Here is a 14,158-nt window from a genome sequence, read left to right on the forward strand (position 1 = left end):
TACTCACAGCCCCGAAAGCTCACGATCCCGAAAGATCGCGATCCCGAAAGCTCGCGATCCCGAAAGCTCGCGATCCCGAAAGCTCGCGATCCCGAAAGCTCACGCCCTTGAGGGCCCGGCGGTTGGGCGCTCCACGGCGAAGGGCTACGGCGAGAAGGGCTACACGGGGAGGGAAAGCGACTCGCTGGCGTCCTTGAGCAGGACATCGATGAGAGTGATCGCAGCCGTCTTGTCCAGCGGATTATTCTTGTTCCCGCACTTGGGAGACTGCACGCACGACGGGCAGCCGGCCTCGCATTCGCAGGCTTCGATGGCGTCCCGGGTAGCGGCGAGCCACACCTTGGCCTTGTCGAAGCCGCGTTCGGCGAACCCTGCACCGCCGGGGTGCCCGTCATACACAAAAATGGTGGGCACGCCGGTGTCGGCGTGGATGGCAGTGGAAACCCCGCCGATATCCCAGCGGTCGCTGGAAGCCACCAGCGGCAGAAGCCCGATGGCGGCGTGTTCGGCAGCGTGGAGGGCGCCAGGGAACTGCGCCTCGATGAGCCCGGCACCGGTCAGGGACCGGTTGTCCACAACGAACCAGACGGCCTTGGTGAACAGGTCCCGGGCTCCCAGCTCCAGGGGCTCCTCACCCAGGATTTCATTCGAGATCAGTGCTTTCCGCTGGAAGGAGACCACCTGCGTTGTCACTTTCACATCGCCGAAGTGCACGGCCACGTCGCCCCACTGAGCCGTGCGCAGCGTCTCCAGCACTTCGATTTGGGTCACGTCACGGGCGGTTGTGTAGTAATCGGGATTTGCACGCCGGACAATCACGCAGTGCTCATCCTCGTTCAGGTCCTCCACCACGTAACTGTCACCCTGATGGACGTACACGGCCCCGGTGTGTGCTTGGTAGTGCGTTTGCGGGGAGTCCATCGTTCCCAGAAGGGAGCCGGTGTCCGCGTCGACAATGCTCACTGGGCCGCCACCATCGGCTCGGAGGTTCACCATGGCGGCGGCGCTTTGCGAGTGCGTCCAGAACCAGCCTGCGGGCCGGCGCCGCAGGTAGCCCTGGGTCACTAGCTGACCCAGCAGTTTCTCCGCCGTGCCGCCGAAGAGGCCTAGCTCGGACACACCCAGTGGCAGCTCCGCCGCCGCAGCGCACAGGTGCGGCCCCAACACGTAAGGATTGGAAGGATCGAAAACCGTGGCTTCAACCGAAACATCAAAAATCGCCTCGGGATGGTTCACCAAGTAGGTGTCCAGCGGGTCGTCGCTTGCCACAAAAGCGGCAATGGCGTCCTGGCCCGCGCGGCCAGCCCGGCCGATCTGCTGGAACAGGGAGGCCCTGGTGCCCGGCCAGCCCGCCACCAGCACCGCATCCAGTCCCGAAATGTCGATCCCGAGCTCCAGCGCGGAGGTGCTCGAGACTCCCAGGAGTTCTCCGGAGCGGAGGGCCTTCTCCAGGGCACGCCGTTCTTCGGGCAGGTATCCGGAGCGGTACGCCGCCACACGCTGCGGCAGGCTGGGGTCCACCTCGTCCAGGAGGCGTTTCGTGATCGAGGAGATGGTCTCCGCACCACGCCGGGACTTGATGAAGGCGATGGTCCGGATCCGTGCCGAGACGAGGTTTGCCAGCAGGTCCGCCGTTTCGGCAACAGCGGTCCGCCGCTCCCTGGCGCCGTTCTCACCCTTGAGTTCCGTCAGCGCCGGCTCCCAGAATGCCACGGTGGTGGCGCCGTGCGGGGAACAGTCCTGGTCGACGGCTCGGACCGGGGCCCCGATCAACCGCCCGAAGGACGTCCCCGGCTCCGACGCGGTGGCGGAAGCGGCGATAAACACAGGCTCGGGCTGGGAGGTTCCAGCACCGTAGTACGCACAAACTCGGCGCAACCTCCGCATCAGGTTGGCCACGTGGGAGCCGAACACGCCCCGGTAACTGTGGGCTTCGTCCACGATCACGTACCGCAGCCGCCGGAAGAAGCTTGCCCACCAGGCATGGTTGGGCAGGATCCCGAAGTGGAGCATGTCCGGGTTCGCGAGAATCACGTTCGCATGGTCACGGATCCAGCGGCGGGACGCGGGGTCGGTGTCGCCGTCATAGGTTTCAGCCCTGACGGTGGGCAGCTTCAGGGAGCGGATGGCAGCCAATTGGTCGGCCGCCAGGGCCTTGGTGGGGGATAGGTAGAGCGTCACGGCGCCGTCGTCGTGGATTTTTCCGGGCTCGGACAGGACCCGGAGTTCGGAGCGGTGGATGGCATCCAGTGCCGGCAGCTGGTACGCCAGCGATTTCCCGGAGGCTGTGCCGGTGGCTATAACAACGTGTTCGCCGCCATGGGCAAGGTCGGCGGCCTCAACCTGGTGCCGGTATGGTTCATGAATCCCCAAGGAGCCATATGCTGCCACCAAGTCCGGATGAGCCCAGTCCGGCCACGGCGCATGGACAGCATTCCGGGCAGGAATCGTACGGACATGACGCAGCTGTTCCGGGTCTGGGCCGCGGCCCAGTAAGGGAATCAGGGAGTCATGGGGGATCACCCACAACATTCTGTCACTCGGGGAAAAATTACCCGACCGACAAGTCGGCCCCTTCATTCGACCTGGACAGCATCAGGACCCGGCACACGTTGGACCAGCCCAGGTGCGAATACAGTTTCTGCCCGTCACGCGAGGCGAGCAGCAGGCCATTCTCCACGTCATGCTCGAACGCCTGCGCCGCCAGCGCCTTCATGATGAAGCTGCCCAGGCCGCGCCGCTGGAAGGCCGGTTCGGTCACGATCTTGTCGAAAACCGCGGTGTCGCCCACTACGAATACCCTGCCGCTGGCGGCGACCCTCTCACCGGAACGGACCACGGCGTGGTGCACGCGATCCAGTTCGGACGTTGACAGGGAGAGATCGTCATCTGAGAGCCAGGGATCCTCGGCGTCCTGGGTTTCCATGTCCACGATCATCATGGTTTGGGAGTCGGAGGTCACGTTCAGGCCGTGTTTTTGCGCCAGGTTTGTGTAGCGCGCGACGTCGTTCGTCAGGACGGTCAGGATCCTCGCCGGAGCTTCGGCCGTCTTGGCCACCAAAGCCGCAAACTCATCGTCCGACGGATCGTGGGCGAAGTATTCCCAGTCCCCGGTGGTGTCTTTTCTCAGGGCCGCAGGAAACCTCCCTTCGGTGGCAGTCTGGTAGCCCCGGCAGCCGGCCCAGCCGGCAACCCAGACTTCAAGAAGGTGTGTGATGTCTTCAACCAAGGCGTCCGGACTCATGTGATGAGAGTATTCCAGCGCTGTCACAAGCAACAGGGGGTGCAGTACCCCGATATGACTTGCTTATGCAATTGTGATGAGACGAGACTGACCGGATGCTGCCGGAAAATGACCACCCCACCTCGTCAAGGCTTCCACTGTCCGTGCTCGTGTGCATCGGCGCGACCATCGCAATTGTGGGGAGCGCCCGGTACTGGGAAGCAGCCACCGGCCTCAGCTACTGGGCCTGGCTTGCCTGCGGGATCATGCCGCTGGTCGCTGGCGCCCTTATCCACCGGAAACTGAAGCGGCCCGTGGACTTCCTGGGATCCCGCCCGGATCCGGAAGGCGTGGAACGGCCAGGACTGGGCGGACTGCTGGCCGCGCTGGTCCTTTTCCTGGTGCCGTATCTTGTGGGAGGCGGGGCCGCAGCCGTCGCAGCCAGCAGCGGCGACACCTTCGCCGTCTCTGCGTCGGCAACCGCGGTGAGCTTCGGCGTCGTCGTTCTGTGTTACCGGGTGGCCGAAACCGCACTGAACAGGCGTGATGCCGCATTGGCAGCCTGGCAAAGCAAACCCTAAGCGCCGGAACGGCCTGGCGCGGTGAAGCCAGTACCCTTAAATACGTGGCTTTGAACCGAATTGTGCTCTTTTATGGCTTTACCCCGCTCGCTGATCCGGACGCAGTGCGGCTCTGGCAGCGCGCCCTCTGCGAGAAGCTGGGGCTGACCGGACGCATCCTGATCTCCAAAGACGGCATCAACGCCACCGTGGGTGGCGAGATCGGCGCGGTCAAGCAGTATGTGAAGACCACCCGCGAGTACAAAGGCTTCCACGACATCGACGTTAAGTGGTCCGACGGCGGTGCGGACGATTTCCCCCGCCTGAGCGTGAAAGTCAGGGACGAGATCGTCTCCTTCGGCGCCCCCGGCGAGCTAAAAGTGGATGAAAAGGGCGTAGTGGGCGGCGGCACCCACCTAAAGCCGGAGGAACTGCACGAACTTGTCGAAGCCAGGAAGCAGGCAGGGGACGACGTCGTGTTCTTCGATGGCCGGAACGCCTTCGAAGCCCAGATTGGCCGTTTCAAGGACGCGATTGTTCCTGACGTAGCAACCACCCACGACTTCATCAAGGAACTCGACTCCGGCAAGTATGACGAACTTAAGGACAAGCCAGTGGTCACTTACTGCACCGGCGGCATCCGGTGCGAGGTGCTCTCCAGCCTGATGGTGAACCGCGGCTTCAAAGAGGTGTACCAGCTCGACGGCGGCATCGTCCGCTATGGCGAAACGTTCAAGGACCAGGGCCTCTGGGAAGGCTCGCTTTACGTCTTCGACAAGCGCATGCACCTGGAGTTCAGCGAGGACGCCAAGACCATCGGTGAATGCGTCCGCTGCGCCGCCCCCACCAGCAAGTTCGAGAACTGCTCCAACCCGAGCTGCCGCACGCTGACCCTGTATTGCGCCGAATGTGCCGCCAGCCCGGAGACCCTCCGCTGCCCCGAGGGCTGCACTGCCTGAAACTCACTGCCTGAAGCTGCACCGCCCGAAGATGCTCAGCCCGGGGCGCCAAGCCGGGTCAGCCGATACGCATAGTTGGCCAGTGACCTGGGCTCGACCCGGAAACTGAGGGCTGAATCCTTGGACAGGTAGATCACGTTCTCCCGGGTGGAACCGCAGCGCAGGCTGAGCTCCACCAGGGTGAACTCGTCGCTGCGCACGGTAAAGGTAACCCGCCGTTGGCTCCGGCACACCAAAGCCAGGGCATACGTTCCGGCAGGGAGCCCCGCCGCAGTATCGGACTTGATTTCGCCTCCGGTGAGGATGCCGAAATCCGTGTGGACTACTGGCCGCTCGGTGTAGGGAAGTTCCTCCTCCACCCAGTCCTCCAGTTCGGCTTCGGTGACCGGCTCATTGCGCAGCGGATCCCTTGGGAAGCGCTGGTCCGTGATGGCCGGAGCGGGGACGGTATCGGGCGGCCGCCAGCCTTCGTCGTAGGTGTATTCGCAGCCGGTCAGTGAAGCGGCCGCCATCAGAGCGGCTGAAGCCCACAGCACGACGGCGGCCCTCGCCCGGGTGCGCAGTGGCGCCTTCCGGGGCGGGTTGGGGCCCGGAAGAGATTCCGCATTTTGGCGAGGCGGCGCCCCCTGCATCGCGGGCATACTCTGACTCTAGGCCCAGCCCAACCGGTAAGCCAGAGGCCCCATCGGGCCAAGCCGGGACAAGCTGCGGCGGCGATGCCCAGCCGGTTCCTGGACGTCAGTTCCGCGGCACGCCTGGGGACAGTTTACGTTCCAGGGGAGCCTCCAATCGGGCGGCGCCGCCAACGAGGCCGTCGCCAATCGGCTCAAGTGCCGCCGAAACCTCGCCGGCCTGGAGCTGAACCACGGCGTTGTAGGGCGTTCCGCATTCCAGGGTCTGCGTGAGGAGCACCGCCCCGTCCTGGCGGATGGTAAGTGTAGCCCCCGGCCCTTCCACGCAGGCGGCGTGGACCGGGTAATTGCCAGCGTCCGGTACAAGGCCCATGCTGCTGATGCCGGATCCTCCCCGCATCCCACCTGCAAAGCCAAAGAAATGCGTGTCTGGTTGGGGACCCATGAGGGCATCAACTTCCGCCATCAGCTCCGACTGGCGTGCGGCTTCCTCCTCGCTGATGCCTGTCAGCGGAGGAACGGACGGCGCCGCAGATGAGCTGGCCTCCGGCAGGGGGTCAGTACCGGCGTACTCGCACCCGCCAAGCATGGCCATGGCCAACAGCGCTCCCATGGCCACGTTGACGCCCCGCAGGGCGGGCCCTTGCGCCTTACCTCGCCGCAACGTGGATCTGTTACCAACGGACGTTCCCCCAAGAAGTGCCATGGCCCGAGCCTACTGATGCACGCGGCCGCCGCAAGTCACACGGACGCCGGCTCCCCAAAACTAGCCGGCGGACACCAGCTGGTAGGCGTAGAGCAGAGGTGCGTCAACGCTCGAGGCGCTCAGTTCCAACGGACCGTCTTGGGCAAGTGTGAGCTTCACGGACTCCCGCGTGCCGTAACAGGCCGCTCCGAGGTCGGCCAGTTCCTTGCCCCCGGACCGCACCGCGAGGAAGGCCTTGCCGCCGCCCTCGCAGACCAGCGTCAGGGTGTAACTGCCGGCAGGAACTTTCTCGGTACGGTCCACCGGCTGGGCGTTGAGGATCTTTCCGGCGTCCTCAGCCACAACGCGGCTGGCCGACGGGAGGGCAGTGGCCTTCCAGGCCGGCACATCCGCGTTCTCCACCGAAAGCTGCTGAGCGCAGCCGGAAGCGCCCAGCACGACGGCGGCGGCGGCCGCCGCGGAAAGGGCACGCGGAAAGGATGGAGGAAGAACAGCCATACCTCCAACTTACCCGGCGGGCCGAGGCCATCCTTACCCCGCAATCAGCTCCAGGGCCTCGCCGCGGTGCAACGCCAGGTAGACCCTGTCCCGCAGCACGTTGGCCTCCCGGTCAGTCAGCGTCCGGTCCAGTGGCTGCAGCACCAGCCGCAGCAGTACGTTGACTTGCCCGGCACCCATCCTGAGGCGTTCGACGGCGGCCGGCGGCAGCTCCGCCGTCGTGGTCACCGCCACCACCTCCAGGGCCGCCAGGACGTCGGCGTCTGACCCCAGGGCGGTACGGGCGAGGTCGCCCAGGAGTTCGACGTCGGCATCGGCTCCGGAGTCCAACACGAGGGAGAGGTCGCGCCGGATTTCGGGCAGGGCAGAGACGGGACGGTACGGAGATAGGTCCAGCATTTGAGACTGGACCTCCGGCTCCCCGGACCGCAGCAGCCGGATGTCCGTGATCCCCTTCCGCAGCATCAGTGCCCGGTCCAGCCCCATGCCCAGGGCCAGGCCTGCCCAGCGCCGTGGGTCCAGGCCGGAACCGCGGAGCACCGGAGCGGCCACCAGCCCGCACTCCGCGAGTTCGAGCCATTCCCGGCGGCCATCGGGCTGGGTCACGAGCACGTCCAACTGCCGGCCCGCCGCCGTATAGCTGTGCCTTGCCGGCGTGGCGCGCCACTGCACGTCAGGGTGCAGGGGCGCCGGAAGGACCGCCTCCACCACTGCGGCCATCATCGCCTCGAGGTCTGAAGTCCCCAGTAGCCCGCGCGCCTTGAGCCGCCACAGGTCCAGTTGGTGCGGGGCGCCCACGTGCGTGCGGTCGATCGCATCACGGCGGTAGACGAGTCCGGGCAGGACGTGGAGTTCGTCGTAGTGCCCCAGCTCGCCCCGGAGCGAATCCAGCAGTGCCGGAATGCCCGCTGAAGTGTGGCTTCGGAGCATCACCGTAGGGCTGACGTGGCGGGAATAGCGCGAATTCCGGGTGACGTCGTCAGGCGAGTATGCCAGCCGGTCGTAATTGTCAGCGGTGGCCACGAGGGGGTTGAGCCGGTGGGTCCGGGACGGCACGGCCCACAGCCGCTCCAGCGCCGCGACGACGTCGGCCAGGAGCAGTTGCATGGCGTGCGGGCCGGCCGCGGGATCGGACAGGTCACGCAGGGAAAGGGCAGAGTTGAGTTGGGCCAGGGAAAGGTATTTCTTCATGTCGGGGGTCCTTGATGCATCAGATACGGGAGGGGGAGTACACCCTCAGCCGCTGCGCCGGACGGACCCCGGCAGCGTCAGGCGCGCGATGGGAAGCCCGTGCGGCCAGTGAACGGCCGAGGGCTGATAAATCGCTGCTGCGTTTGCATGGGTCCATGATACGCCGCACGCCCAAAAGCCCTTGACCTTGACGCTACGTCAACCTTTATCGTCGAAGTATCAGCCACGGAGGCGCACGGAAGCCCACGGAAGTCACGGAAAGGAGGACGCCATGGACTGGTCCATCCAGGACATCGCCCGGATCGCCGGCACCACCAGCAGGACACTTCGGCACTATGACGACATCGGCCTGCTCAAGCCCAGCCGCACCGGGCACAACGGCTACCGCTACTACAACCAGGATGCGCTCGTGCAGCTCCAGCGCATCCTGCTCCTGCGCGGACTGGGGCTGGGCCTTCCGGTCATCAGCCAAGTGCTCGACGACGAAGCAGACGCAGCCAAGGCGCTCACCGGGCACCTCGACTGGCTGAAGCAGGAACAGGACAGGCTGGCGCGGCAGATCGCGTCGGTCACCCAAACCATCGAAGCAGTGAAAGGAGGTGGCGAAATCATGGCAGAGGACATGTTCAACGGTTTCGACCACACGCAGTACAAGGACGAAGTCGAAGAACGCTGGGGCAAGGACGCCTATGCCAAGGGGGACTCCTGGTGGCGCGGCATGAGTACCAGCGAGAAGGCCGCATGGAAGCAGCGCTCGCAGAAACTGGGCGAGGACTGGATTGCTGCCGCACAGGCCGGCGTAGCCCCGGACAGTACAGAGGCGCAGGCGATCGCGAAGCGGCACGTCGAATGGCTGACCGGTATCCCGGGCACCCCCGCGGCGGACGCCCGCGGCAAGGGAGATGCGGGCAAGGACGACGTCAAGGCCTACGTCGCCGGTCTCGGTGAGATGTACGTGGCCGACCCCCGGTTTGCCAAGAATTACGGCGGGACGGAGGGGGCCACCTTCGTCCGTGACACGCTGAAGATCTACGCGGAGCGGAACCTGTAAACGTCAGCGTGGGGGCCCGCCAATAGACTTGACCGGTGACTGATTCCACCCTTTTCCTAGCCGGCAACACCCCCGACGCCCCGCGCAGCGACCTCCCCGGCCTGTTGACCACTCTCGCCGCGGATCTCCGCAGCGTGGGGTACACGCTCGACGGCGTGGCCGGGCTGATGGGCGAGTCGGCCTACCTCGCGCTGAACCGGGACCAGCTCATCCCGGCGCTGCTGGCGACCGAAACTGCCGCGCAAGGTGACCCCGCCGGTGGCGGATCAACAGACGCGGCCCTTGCCGCCGTCGTACGCCTTTGGCTGCTGGCGGAGCCGCAGACACGGGCAACGCTCGACGCCGCCCTGCCGGGAATCCGTGCCGAGGGCCTGGTGGAGCTGGGGCTGGCTGAGCCCGTGCCCGGCTCTGGCCAGTCCGGCTCTGGGGAGCCAGCTGCGGACCTGCTCCAGGCCAAGGCCGACCTGCGCCCGTACGGCTGGGAAGGCGCCGAGCTCTGGGTGGCCAGCGACCTCGCCGCGCACCAGCAGGCCGGCGTGCTGCGGCACGACCACGTACTGGGGATCGGGCAGGCCTCCACCACGTTGGTGCAGACCACCATCCGCCGCCAGGTCGCCAAGGCCCTGGACCTGGGAACTGGCTGCGGCATCCAGTCCTTCCACCTACTGCACCATGCCGAGCACGTCACGGCCACGGACATCTCAGAGCGGGCACTGGCCTTCACCCGCTTCAACCTGCTCCTGAACGCCGAGGCGCTGCGCTTGGACCCGGACCGGCTCGAGGACCGCGTCAGCCTGCGGCGGGGGTCGTTGCTGGAGCCGGTGGCCGGGGAGGAGTTCGAGTTGGTGGTGTCCAACCCGCCGTTTGTCATCACGCCCCGGACTCTTGGCGAGGACGCATCCGGACAGTTCACATACCGGGACGGCGGGCTACCGGGCGACGACATTGTAGCCTCGCTCGTCAGGGCACTTCCTTCGGTCCTCGCCCCGGGCGGAACAGCCCAGCTTTTAGGCAATTGGGAAGTCCCGACGGGCTCGCAGTGGCAGGAAAGGCCGCAAAGCTGGGCTGGTTCGGACGTGGACGCCTGGTTCATCCAGCGGGAGCTGGTGGCGCCGGTGCAGTATGCCGAAACCTGGCTGCAGGACGCTTCCGAATCCCGCGACCGGCAGCACTACCGGGACGCCTACGCCGCCTACCTTGCAGACTTCGCGTCCCGGAACGTGGCTGGCATCGGCTTCGGCATGGTCTGGCTGCGCCGGCCCCTCAACTCGGAACCGCAGTCCGCGGTCATCAGCCGGTTCGAGGAAATCACGTACCCCATCGAACAACCCATCGGCCCCCACCTGGGCGCCGCCGTCGAACGTGCAGACTGGCTGGCTGCCAACAGCTTGGAGGACGCGCACCTGCTGGTCGCGGACGATGTCACGGAGGAACGCCACCAGCGCCCCGGAGCCGAGCACCCGGGCGTGATCCTGCTCCGCCAAGGCGCCGGGCTGCGCCGGACCAACCTGCTAAGTACGGAACTTGCCGGATTCGTGTCCGCGTGCGACGGCGACCTGACCGTGGGGCAGATCGCGGGCGCCTTGGAGGCCCTCCTGGGCGGCAGCCTGTCAGGAGAGGACGGGTTCGACGCCGGCGCGTTCCACAGGGGGCTCCTCGCCGATGTGGCGAACCTGGTGCGGGACGGCTTCCTGCTGCCCGCCTGACCTTCGCCTGGACGAGTGAAGTCATCGGCGCCGATATCAAAGGGTTCCTTCACAGCTGGAGGGCGCTGGATACACTGGAGCCGTGAATACGGAACCTGCAGGCCGCCGCGCCCGCCTGGAGAAAAAGGTGGAAATCACCGATCCAAGGGCTATCCGGGCCCTGGCCCATGCCGCCCGGCTGGAGGTCATTTCCGAGCTGTATTCCACCCAGGTCAGCCGGACGGCCACCGAACTGGCCGCGCAGACAGGCCTGACTCCCAGCGCCATGAGCTACCACCTGCGCGCCCTGCAGAAATGGGGCATCGTGGTCCCGGCGCCCACCGAGGGGGATGCCCGGGAACGGCGCTGGAAGGCTGCGGGCACAGACTTCGCCATCAACTCGGGCGGGGGAGTGGCCAGCCCGGTCGTTGACCTTGAGCTGGATGCGTTCCGCCGCCGCGCTGCCGCGTATGCCAGGACGCGGGATGAGCACCGCCGCGCCGGCGCACCTGCCGAGGCCCCCACTGCCGTCGTGCTTGCCAGCGAACTGCTTTACCTCACCCGCGAGCAGCAGGCCGATCTGACCCGGCGCCTGTTCGCCCTGCTCGGTGAATACGAACTGGACGATCCACACCGGATCCCCGAAGGAGCCGAGCGGATGGCCGCTATGTGGTCGCTGATCCCGGACGACCGGACGGTAGCTCGGATGGCCCCTGAAGTTGCATCCGGACCTGCGGAAACGTAGGAAAGCCGAGGCTCGGGACCGCACTTGGAGGGCGCACGTTTTTCACGCCGAATGCGCACGATTGTCCAAAATATGGTGAACTAGGCCAATATGGGCTCATCTGCCCGAGCAACCTTTTTCTGTAGGAGCACCGTGCCAAGCAAGGCCAAAACCGGCAAGAAACTCGTGATTGTGGAGTCTCCGGCCAAGAGCAAGACCATCGCCAAGTACCTCGGCGAGGGCTTCATCGTAGAGGCCTCCATCGGTCACATCCGCGACCTGCCGCAGCCGTCTGAGCTCCCCGCAGAATTGAAGAAGACCTCGGTTGGCAAGTTTGCCGTCGACATCGAAAACGACTTCAAGCCGTACTACGTGGTGTCGGCCGACAAGAAGAAAAAGGTCGCCGAGCTCAAGGCCCAACTCAAAGATGCTGACGCTCTTTATCTCGCAACCGATGGGGACCGCGAGGGCGAGGCCATCGCGTGGCACCTGCTGGAAGTGCTCAAGCCCAAGGTCCCCGTGTACCGGATGACCTTCGGAGAAATCACCAAGGAAGCCATCCACCGCGCCATGGACAACCTGCGCGATGTTGACGCCGCCCTGGTGGACGCCCAGGAAACCCGACGCGTGCTGGACCGCCTCTATGGCTACGAGATTTCCCCGGTCCTCTGGCGCAAGGTGGCCCGCGGCCTGTCCGCCGGCCGTGTGCAGTCCGTAGTCACCCGGATGGTGGTGGACCGCGAACGCGAACGCATGGCGTTCAAAGCGGCTTCCTACTGGGACCTGACCGGCCAGTTCGGCGCCGGGTCCGCCTCGTTCAAGGCGAAACTTGCCGCTGTAGACGGCGCCAAGGTGGCCAGCGGCCGGGACTTCAACGACGACGGCGTGCTCACCGCCCGCAACGCCGTTCACCTTAACGAGGAACTCGCTACGTCGTTGGCAGCGGGCCTGCAGGACGCGGACTTCCTGGTCCGCTCCGTCGAAACCAAGCCGTACACCCGCCGTCCGGCCGCGCCGTTCACCACTTCCACGCTGCAGCAGGAGGCTGGCCGTAAGCTGCGTTTCTCCTCCAAGAGCACCATGCAGATCGCCCAGCGCCTGTATGAAAACGGCTACATCACCTATATGCGTACCGACTCCTCGGCGCTGAGCGATGAAGCCGTAACGGCCGCCCGCCGGCAGGCCTCCGAACTGTACGGCCCGGAATACATCCCGGCGTCACCCCGCGTCTACTCCAGCAAGGCCGCGAACGCGCAGGAAGCCCACGAGGCCATCCGCCCCGCCGGTGACTCCTTCCGCACCCCGGCGCAGGTGGCCAAGCAGCTTTCCGGCGACGAATTCCGCCTGTACGAACTGATCTGGAAGCGTACCGTCGCATCCCAGATGGGCGACGCCAAGGGCTCGACGGCGACCATCCGCTTGGGCGCCGTTGCCTCTGACGGGCGGGACGCAGAATTCTCCGCCTCCGGCACCGTCATCACCTTCCCCGGCTTCCTGGCCGCGTACGAGGAAGGCAAGGACGAAAGCCGCGGCGACGACGACACCGAAGAAGCCCGCCGGCTGCCCAATGTGGCCAAGGGCGACTCTCTCTCGGCGTCAGAAATCGTCGCCGTGGGCCACGAAACCTCGCCGCCGCCGCGCTTCACTGAAGCATCGTTGACGGCCGAGCTGGAGAAGAAGGGTATCGGCCGCCCGTCCACCTATGCCTCCACCATCTCCACCATCCAGGACCGCGGCTACGTCCGGAAGCAGGGCTCGGCCCTGGTGCCCAGCTGGATCGCCTTCTCGGTGATCCGCCTGCTGGAACAGCACTTCACCGACTACGTTGACTACGAATTCACCGCAGACATGGAAGGCGACCTGGACAAGATCGCCAATGGCCAGGCTGTTGGGTCCGCCTGGCTCAAGCACTTCTACTACGGTGAAGACGCCGACCCGGGCCTGCTGAGCATCGTCAACAACCTTGGCGAGATCGATGCCCGCGAGATCAACTCCATTCCCATCACGGACCAGATCACGCTGCGAGTTGGCAAGTTCGGCCCCTACCTGGAGAGCACCACCCCCACCGTGGACGCCAAGACCGGCGAAATCGTGGAGTCTTCCCGCGCCAACGTCCCCGAGGACCTGGCTCCTGACGAACTGACCGCAGCCAAGGCCATCGAGCTGATGGAGACGGCCGCGCCGGAAGAACGCGTGCTGGGTGCGGACCCGCACACCGGGCACACCGTGGTGGCCAAGAACGGCCGGTATGGCGCCTACGTCACCGAAATTATCCCGGAGATGACCGACGAACAGTTGGCCAACCAGCCTGTGGAGTACTACAAGAACGGCAAGCCCAAGCCACCGAAGAAGCCCGTCAAGGCTAAGCCGCGCACCGGTTCCCTGTTCGCGTCGATGACCGTGGACTCCGTCACCCTGGACGAAGCGCTCCAGCTGATGAGCCTGCCCCGGGTCCTGGGCGAGGACGCCGAAGGAAACCTTATTACGGTGCAGAACGGCCGCTTTGGCCCGTACCTGAAGAAGGGCACTGACTCCCGTTCCATCGGGTCGGAAGAGGAAATCTTCACCATCACGCTGGAGCAGGCTTTGGAGATCTACTCCCAGCCCAAGCAGCGCGGTGCCCGTGCCGCTGTGCCGCCGCTGGCCGAGTTCGGTCCGGACCCGGTATCGGAAAAGAACATTGTGGTGAAGGAAGGCCGGTTCGGCCCGTACATCACCGACGGCATCACCAACATCACCGTTCCGCGCGCCACGTCCTTGGAGGAGCTGACGCGGGAACAGGCTGTGGAACTGCTCGCCGAGAAGCGCGCCAAGGGTCCGGTTAAGCGCACGACGACTGCCCGCAAGGCCCCGGCGAAGAAGAAGGCCGCCGCCAAGAAGTAGCAATCGGTGGTTTGCGGTGCCGGGCACAACGTGGTCGAGTAGATAC

The 14,158-nt window shown here is 65.6% G+C and carries 12 protein-coding genes; 6 read left to right on the forward strand and 6 right to left on the reverse strand.

Annotated elements, in window-relative coordinates; translation table 11 throughout:
- Positions 1–159: 159 nt before the first annotated feature.
- Entirely contained in the window at positions 160–2,523 is a 2,364-nt protein-coding gene (locus tag V9L18_RS04570; protein ID WP_337345988.1) for a DEAD/DEAH box helicase, read from the reverse strand.
- A 28-nt stretch (positions 2,524–2,551) separates the two neighbouring features.
- Positions 2,552–3,244, reverse strand: a complete 693-nt coding sequence (locus tag V9L18_RS04575) for a GNAT family N-acetyltransferase (protein WP_337345989.1) — start codon at positions 3,242–3,244, stop codon at positions 2,552–2,554.
- A gap of 95 nt (positions 3,245–3,339) precedes the next feature.
- Here V9L18_RS04575 and V9L18_RS04580 point away from each other — a divergent pair, with 95 nt between their 5' ends.
- Positions 3,340–3,804, forward strand: a complete 465-nt coding sequence (locus V9L18_RS04580) for a hypothetical protein (protein WP_337345990.1) — start codon at positions 3,340–3,342, stop codon at positions 3,802–3,804.
- Positions 3,805–3,848: 44 nt separating this feature from the next.
- The gene (gene trhO, locus V9L18_RS04585) at positions 3,849–4,742 is read left to right on the forward strand and encodes an oxygen-dependent tRNA uridine(34) hydroxylase TrhO (RefSeq protein ID WP_337345991.1); all 894 of its coding nucleotides are present in this window, start codon (positions 3,849–3,851) and stop codon (positions 4,740–4,742) included.
- Positions 4,743–4,777: 35 nt separating this feature from the next.
- On the opposite strand, the gene V9L18_RS04590 is transcribed toward trhO, so the two are convergent.
- From V9L18_RS04590 to srmL, 4 genes are all read right to left on the reverse strand, one after another.
- Positions 4,778–5,383, reverse strand: coding sequence for a hypothetical protein (locus tag V9L18_RS04590; protein WP_337345992.1), 606 nt, complete (start codon positions 5,381–5,383; stop codon positions 4,778–4,780).
- A 97-nt stretch (positions 5,384–5,480) separates the two neighbouring features.
- Positions 5,481–6,080: a hypothetical protein gene (locus V9L18_RS04595; RefSeq protein ID WP_337345993.1), complete on the reverse strand. Its 600-nt coding sequence runs from the start codon at positions 6,078–6,080 to the stop codon at positions 5,481–5,483.
- Positions 6,081–6,140: 60 nt separating this feature from the next.
- On the reverse strand, positions 6,141–6,578 hold the full coding sequence (locus tag V9L18_RS04600; RefSeq protein ID WP_337345994.1) for a hypothetical protein: 438 nt from the start codon (positions 6,576–6,578) through the stop codon (positions 6,141–6,143).
- Between the two features lie 33 nt (positions 6,579–6,611).
- Entirely contained in the window at positions 6,612–7,769 is a 1,158-nt protein-coding gene (gene srmL / locus V9L18_RS04605) for a PheS-related mystery ligase SrmL (RefSeq protein WP_337345995.1), read from the reverse strand.
- Between the two features lie 271 nt (positions 7,770–8,040).
- On the opposite strand from srmL, the gene V9L18_RS04610 reads away from it, so the two are divergent.
- From V9L18_RS04610 to topA, 4 genes are all read left to right on the forward strand, one after another.
- The gene (locus tag V9L18_RS04610) at positions 8,041–8,820 is read left to right on the forward strand and encodes a MerR family transcriptional regulator (protein WP_337345996.1); all 780 of its coding nucleotides are present in this window, start codon (positions 8,041–8,043) and stop codon (positions 8,818–8,820) included.
- 35 nt (positions 8,821–8,855) lie between these two features.
- Positions 8,856–10,526 (forward strand): DUF7059 domain-containing protein, encoded by a 1,671-nt coding sequence (locus V9L18_RS04615; protein ID WP_337345997.1) that lies wholly within the window; start codon positions 8,856–8,858, stop codon positions 10,524–10,526.
- Between the two features lie 82 nt (positions 10,527–10,608).
- Positions 10,609–11,250, forward strand: coding sequence for an ArsR/SmtB family transcription factor (locus V9L18_RS04620; protein WP_337345998.1), 642 nt, complete (start codon positions 10,609–10,611; stop codon positions 11,248–11,250).
- Positions 11,251–11,382: 132 nt separating this feature from the next.
- Positions 11,383–14,112, forward strand: coding sequence for a type I DNA topoisomerase (gene topA, locus V9L18_RS04625; RefSeq protein WP_337345999.1), 2,730 nt, complete (start codon positions 11,383–11,385; stop codon positions 14,110–14,112).
- Positions 14,113–14,158: the final 46 nt, after the last annotated feature.

Origin of the sequence: Pseudarthrobacter sp. CCNWLW217 (assembly GCF_037203985.1) — a bacterium.
Lineage (GTDB): Bacteria > Actinomycetota > Actinomycetes > Actinomycetales > Micrococcaceae > Arthrobacter.

Coding starts and splice junctions, on each gene's coding strand:
- V9L18_RS04575 (WP_337345989.1), bottom strand. CDS start 3,244: ATGAGTCCGGACGCCTTGGTTGAAGACATCACACACCTTCTTGAAGTC.
- V9L18_RS04580 (WP_337345990.1), top strand. CDS start 3,340: ATGCTGCCGGAAAATGACCACCCCACCTCGTCAAGGCTTCCACTGTCC.
- V9L18_RS04590 (WP_337345992.1), bottom strand. CDS start 5,383: ATGCCCGCGATGCAGGGGGCGCCGCCTCGCCAAAATGCGGAATCTCTT.
- V9L18_RS04595 (WP_337345993.1), bottom strand. CDS start 6,080: ATGGCACTTCTTGGGGGAACGTCCGTTGGTAACAGATCCACGTTGCGG.
- V9L18_RS04600 (WP_337345994.1), bottom strand. CDS start 6,578: ATGGCTGTTCTTCCTCCATCCTTTCCGCGTGCCCTTTCCGCGGCGGCC.
- srmL (WP_337345995.1), bottom strand. CDS start 7,769: ATGAAGAAATACCTTTCCCTGGCCCAACTCAACTCTGCCCTTTCCCTG.
- V9L18_RS04610 (WP_337345996.1), top strand. CDS start 8,041: ATGGACTGGTCCATCCAGGACATCGCCCGGATCGCCGGCACCACCAGC.